A 5,083-nucleotide genomic window follows, 5' to 3' on the forward strand; every position below is an offset into this window, starting at 1 on the left:
CCCCACCCCAAAAAGGGCCCACCCCACGACTCCCCCAAGTCGCAAGGCAGACCCACCCCCAACCCCCAATTCACGCAGCAGCGACCACCGCATCCCGGCCAAGCACACGAACGCGGGTAGCGGTGACGGTCGCAGCCGACCCGACCGCGGCCTTGGACCCGGCGAACACCGCCAGCCGCAGGAAGACGAACCGGGCCAGTCCGGCGACGCCCGAGGCCGCCAGGTAGGTGCCCTGCTCGACCATGATGCTCGGTGCGGCCTGGACCGCGTGCAGGCCGAGCATCGCCGCCGTGGTGAACAGGTAGGCGACAGCCGCCGAACCGCCCGCCTGGAAGTGCGCCTTGAGGTTGGCGCGGCCCGCCCGGAAGGCGAACCGGCTGTGCAGCTCGGTGGCCAGGATGGTGCCGGCCACGGTGACGATCGCGTTGGCGACGGCGATCGACAGGTGCCCGGAGAGCGCGACGAGCGCGGCGCTGGAGGCCAGCCCCGTACCGCCACCGAAGACCACGAAGCGAGCGAAGGAGGCGACCGTACCGGGCGTCGACGGCTGGTTGGTGTCCTGCTCTGCGACCCGGCTGCGGTTGTTCACGTGACTCTCCTCGGCCCCCTGCGAGCCCTGTCGGCCCGTCTGGTTCAAACCTAGGGATCGCGCAACACATTCCCCATGGTGCCCACTTCCCTCTCGGGGTAGGGCTGGCCCCACCCCTTACCCGCCCCTCACCCACCCGCTCACTGCGAACGCCACCTCGGCCGGCACAGCGAAACAGCACCGACAAAACATCCGAAACCAACCCATAAATCCCGCACTTCCATCCACCACGCCTCCCGCGCGACCCTCCCGCTCCCCCTTCCAAGCATCGATGTCTACCCCGTCACACTGCACCGAGCGTGCCACGCCACTCACAAACAGCGACAATCACCACATGCCCACCGGGAGGCCACCCCCGGCCACCCCCCGCCGTCGGGACGCCACTGGGCGCGCCAATTCACATGCATAAAACGACCCGGTAGCATTAGCTCCGTGAGCACACGAATCGCGGACCTCGACTCCGGCGGCGCACCCCTGCTCGGCGAGCCGCTTCCGGTGGAGCTGGCCAACACCCGCTATGCCGTGCGGGGCGTACCGCACGAGGGCCTGGCCGAGCCGGAGCATCTGGCCGCCTGGCTGCGCGACATCGCGCCGCGCCTGGCCGGCCCGCTCTCCGAAGCCGCGCTGCTCGCAGTGGACACGGCTGACCTGGCAGCGGCGCACGACCTGCGCGAGTGCATCGCCGCGCTGCTGCGGGCTGCGATGACGGACACCGCGCCGGCTGCCGACGTGCCGACCCGGCTCAACGCGTACACCCGCGCGGCCCCGCACTGGCGCGAGCTGACCTGGCCGACCGCGAGCACGCGCACCGAGGCCGCGCCGATCACTGCGGTGCTGGCCGAGTTGGCGAGCGCGACGATCGACCTGGTCACCGGTCCCGACCGGGCCGAACTGAAGCCCTGTCACGGCCCGGGATGCGTCCTGCACTTCGTCAAGAACAACCCGCGCCGCGAATGGTGCTCAGCGGGCTGCGGCAACCGCGCCCGGGTGGCCAGGCACTACCAGCGGACGAAGAACGCACCCGTGACGTGAACGTGCCCCGGATGTAGGGGTTACGGGGCAAAGGCCAGAAATAAGGAACCCTCTGAAGACCGGAACGAACGCCTCCGAAGGACTCTGGGCGATTCCCGGCGAGAGGCTTCGGTTCCCCATGCGCGTTTCCCGGATCTCCGGTGCGTCCCCTACCCCGCACCCGGGCCGTCGTCGGGCGGTTGCCCGCTCGTCCGCCGCCGCGGTGGCCGTGCTGGTCGCCTCGACGCTGCTCACCGGCTGCCTCGGCAAGGACGACGACAAGAAGAAGAACGACAAGGGGAACGCCACCGAATCCAAGCCGCCGCTGATCACCATGCCGCCGGCGCCGACCCTGCCGGCGAAGGTCGACCCGTCGGCGGGCAAGACCACGGAGGGCGGCGGTGCCACCACCCCGTCCGGGACCGCGACGAAGAGCACCGGACGGGTCAGGATGGTCAAGCTGAACAAGGGCGACTGCATCAACGAGAAGGGCGAGGACATCGTCACCGTCGCCTGTACATCGCCGCACGACGCCGAGGTGGTCGGTCAGTTCACGCTCCCGTCGAACATGTCGCCGACGAGCATGACCTTCAAGGAGGACATCGGCAAGAAGTGCACCGAGCTGGTCACCGGTGCCGCCGAACGCAACAGCAACCTCCCGCTCTCCAAGCTCACCCTGCATCCCACCGCCGGCAGCTGGATCAACGAGAACGACCGCGACCTGAGCTGCCTCCTCAAGCGCCTGGACCACACGCAGCTCACGGCTCCGCTGAAGTAGAGGAGGCAGGCGCGGGCGGGCGCAGCGCGAGGGCTGCGACAGAGCGCATGCCGCCAGAAAGTTACCCCTCGGTTAACCCCAGGGTCTCCCGCTGGCAGCTGACGGACCGTCAGGATGGGCGCAGTCTGTACTCGACTGTGCTCAATCCGTGCTCGACCTGCTCGACTCGGCCGGTTCGCCTGGTTCGGCCGGTTCGGCCGGTTCGGCCGGTTCGGCCGGTTCGGCCGGTTCGGCCGGTTCGACTGTCGACTCGTCCTGGAGGTCCGTCCGCATGTCTCCCCTCTCCCGCCGTGGCTTTCTCGGCGCCGCCGCCGCGTCCGGCGCCGGGCTCGCCGTCGCCTCGGGTCTCTCGCCCGCCGTCGCGGAAGCCGTCGCCGCGACCGCCGGGACGCCCGGCACGCTGGACGATGTCGAGCACGTGGTGATCCTGATGCAGGAAAACCGTTCGTTCGACCACTACTTCGGCACGCTGCGCGGCGTACGCGGCTACGGCGACCGCTCGTTGGTCCGCTTCGCCGGCGGCGGCGACGTACTGCACCAGCGGTTGCTCGGCCTGGGCGGCGGGACCACACTGCTGCCCTGGCACCTGGACACCGCGACGAGCAACGCCCAGCAGGTACCCGGCCTGGACCACTCGTGGGGCGGCGGGCACAGCGCGTGGGCCAACGGCCAGTACAGCAACTGGATCCCGGCCAAGTCGTGGCTGACCATGGGCCATTACCAACGCAACGACATCCCGTACCAGTTCGCCCTCGCCGACGCGTTCACCGTGTGCGACCAGTACTTCTCGTCCGCGATGGCCTCCACCAACCCGAACCGCCTCTACCTGTGGACCGGCACCGTCGACCCGGCGGGCCGCGCCGGCGGTCCGGTCGTGGACAACAGCGAACCGGGCTTCCGCTGGACCACCTACCCGGAGCGCCTCCAGGCCGCCGGCGTCTCCTGGCGGGTCTACCAGCAGGAGGACAACTACGACGACAACGCACTCGCCTGGTTCGACACCTTCCGCACCGCGCCGCAGAGTTCGCCGCTGTACGTGAACGGCATGGCACGGCGCGGCCCCAAGGCGTTCGCCGACGACGTGGCAGCCGGCGCGCTGCCGGCGGTGAGCTGGATCGTGGCGCCCACCGAGGAGTCCGAACACCCGAACTACCCACCGGCCAAGGGCGCGCACTTCACGGCGACCTACGTACTCGACGCACTCGCGGCGCACCCGGAAGTGTGGGCCAAGACGGTGGTCCTGCTCAACTACGACGAGAACGACGGCTTCTACGACCACGTCGTGCCGCCCACCGCCCCGCCCGGCACGCCCGACGAGTACATCTCCGGCGCCCCGATCGGGCTCGGCCCGCGCGTGCCGATGATCGTCATCTCGCCGTGGAGTCGCGGCGGCCGGGTGTGCTCGGAGGTCTTCGACCACACCTCCGTACTGCGCTTCCTGGAGAACTGGACCGGGGTGCGCGAGGAGAACATCTCCGCGTGGCGGCGCACCATATGCGGGGACCTGATGAGCGCGTTCACCTTCACGGACAAGGACGTCTCGTTCCCGTCGCTGCCCGACACCCGTGCGTTGCTGGACGAACTCGCCCGGCAGAAGCGGAGGTTGCCGCCACTGATCCCGCCCATCGTCCAGCGGCAACCGGTCCAGGAGAGCGGCGAGAGGCCGGCGCTGCCGATCGGCTACGGCTTCGCCACGTCCTCGCGTACCGAGGTCGACAAGGGGCTGCTGTGGATCCGGATCCGGAACACCGGTCGGCTGGGGGCGGGCTTCTCGATTTATACGGTCAACCACCGCAAGTTCGGTGCGTGGCAGTACACCGTGCCGGTCGGCGGCGTGGTCGAGGACTTCTTCAGTGCACAGAGTGTCAGCGGCGGCCCGTACGACATCGACGCGCACGGCCCGGACGGCTACCTGCGCGGCTTCAAGGGCGACGTCCGCACCTGGACCGACCCGACCAAGGGTCACCCGGAGGCAACCGCCGTCGAGCTCCCGGGCCGCATCCTCGACATCACCCTCACCAACTCCGGCGGCGCACCCGTCACCTTCACGATCCAGGGCACCGGCGCACCCCGAACCATCCTCGTGCAACCCGGCGCCGACACCCACACCACCACACCCGCCGATGCGACCGGCCACTACGACATCACCGTCACCGCCGACACCCAAGACACCTTCACCCGCCGCTTCGCCGGGCGCTGTTATTGATGGGCGCCTTCGGCGCCGGCTCTGCGGCTCCGCCGCTCTCCGCGCTTCGCGCGTCGATCACTTGGGTGGGGGTGGGTCGGGGGCGCTGACGCGCCGGAGGGTGGGCGGCGGGGGTGGCCGGAGTCGCGAGTGTGGCCGGCTTGAGTGGCTCGGGTCGGGGGCGTAGCGGGCGCGGGCGGCCGGGGTCGCGAGCGCAACGAGTCGGGGATGGGCTGAGTCGCGAGCGCAGCGGGCGCGGGCAACCCAGAGCGCGAGCGCGGCGAGTCGGCGGTGGCCGGAGTCGCAAGCGCGGCGGGCACGGGCAACCCAAGCCGCGAGCGCGGCGGGCACGGGTGGCCGGAGTCGCGAGCGCAACGTTGCTGCTTGTTGGGCGACTTCGTCGCCGGCTCGCGAGGCACCGCCTTTTTCTCTCCCCCGCTTCGCTCCTCCGAGAAAAAGGCGGCCCCTCGCTCGGGACTTCGTGTCCCTCCGCTTCGCTCCGGGCCACGAAGTCCAAGTT

Annotated in this window: 4 protein-coding genes; 3 read left to right on the forward strand and 1 reads right to left on the reverse strand. The window is 70.1% G+C overall.

Going from position 1 to position 5,083, the window contains the following annotated elements:
* Window positions 1–70: 70 nt before the first annotated feature.
* The gene (locus A3IC_RS0112180; RefSeq protein WP_020550330.1) at window positions 71–589 is read right to left on the reverse strand and encodes a GtrA domain-containing protein; all 519 of its coding nucleotides are present in this window, start codon (window positions 587–589) and stop codon (window positions 71–73) included.
* A gap of 432 nt (window positions 590–1,021) precedes the next feature.
* On the opposite strand from A3IC_RS0112180, the gene A3IC_RS0112185 reads away from it, so the two are divergent.
* The 3 genes from A3IC_RS0112185 to A3IC_RS0112200 all read left to right on the forward strand — a co-directional run bounded on the left by A3IC_RS0112185 (window position 1,022) and on the right by A3IC_RS0112200 (window position 4,584).
* Window positions 1,022–1,621 (forward strand): CGNR zinc finger domain-containing protein, encoded by a 600-nt coding sequence (locus A3IC_RS0112185; RefSeq protein WP_020550331.1) that lies wholly within the window; start codon window positions 1,022–1,024, stop codon window positions 1,619–1,621.
* Window positions 1,622–1,739: 118 nt separating this feature from the next.
* Window positions 1,740–2,378, forward strand: coding sequence for a septum formation family protein (locus A3IC_RS0112190; protein WP_079026397.1), 639 nt, complete (start codon window positions 1,740–1,742; stop codon window positions 2,376–2,378).
* Between the two features lie 271 nt (window positions 2,379–2,649).
* Window positions 2,650–4,584, forward strand: a complete 1,935-nt coding sequence (locus tag A3IC_RS0112200; protein WP_020550334.1) for a phosphocholine-specific phospholipase C — start codon at window positions 2,650–2,652, stop codon at window positions 4,582–4,584.
* Window positions 4,585–5,083: the final 499 nt, after the last annotated feature.

The organism is Embleya scabrispora DSM 41855, from assembly GCF_000372745.1.
Lineage (GTDB): Bacteria > Actinomycetota > Actinomycetes > Streptomycetales > Streptomycetaceae > Embleya > Embleya scabrispora.